This is a genomic window from Oleiphilus sp. HI0080 (assembly GCF_001635135.1).
The window spans coordinates 1-664 of record NZ_LWFU01000958.1 but is presented as its reverse complement, the minus strand read 5'-3'; the positions used below and the strand labels follow the sequence as shown (position 1 = coordinate 664).

Here is a 664-nt window from a genome sequence, read left to right as displayed (position 1 = left end):
GGCATGATTACGCGCTCAAGCCCTGCCTGTCGATAGATGAACTCAAACTTGAAGGCCTGCCCAGTTTGCTTGTTTCTTAGAACGCCTTGATCTTGTTCCCAGCCTGCATCGCGCAGTAGCTTAATCGCTTTGCGCATTTTGTTTCGGATATTGCCGTCCCCCTTGCTAGGTGAAAATTCAAATGGCCCGGAAAACAACTCGGGTGGTAACTGCGTTCTGAATGGCTCTAGCAGGGCGAGTTCTTCTGCTGAAGGTTTGCCTTGATGCGCGTATTGGGAGTTGGGGAAGTAGCTAGTGTTGCGTGTGTAGGCCTTATGGAAAAGGCTGGCATTAATCCACTCAAAATCAAATAGCTCCGAGATAGCTTGTCTAACGCGCTTGTCTTTGAATAGCGCTTTGCGGGTATTAAAGAAAAAGCCCTGTGTTCCAGATGGAATACTATGCGGGATTTGTTCTTTGATGATATCGCCGGCATTGATGGCCGGAAAATCATAACCCTCGGCCCAGTTCTTGGCGGTGTAGTCATAGAAAATATCAAACTCGTCCGATTTGAATGCCTCAAACGCAACGGCCTGATCTCGGTAAAAATCCATGCTGATCGTGTCGAAGTTATAGCGCCCTTTGTAGACGTTGAGTTCGTTTCCCCAAAATGTGGGCACCCGCT

The 664-nt window shown here is 48.3% G+C and carries 1 protein-coding gene; it reads right to left on the bottom strand.

Annotated elements, in window-relative coordinates:
* Nucleotides 1-664, bottom strand: a 664-nt coding sequence (locus A3751_RS18550; RefSeq protein WP_231876935.1) for an ABC transporter substrate-binding protein, incomplete at both ends; no start/stop codon positions are given.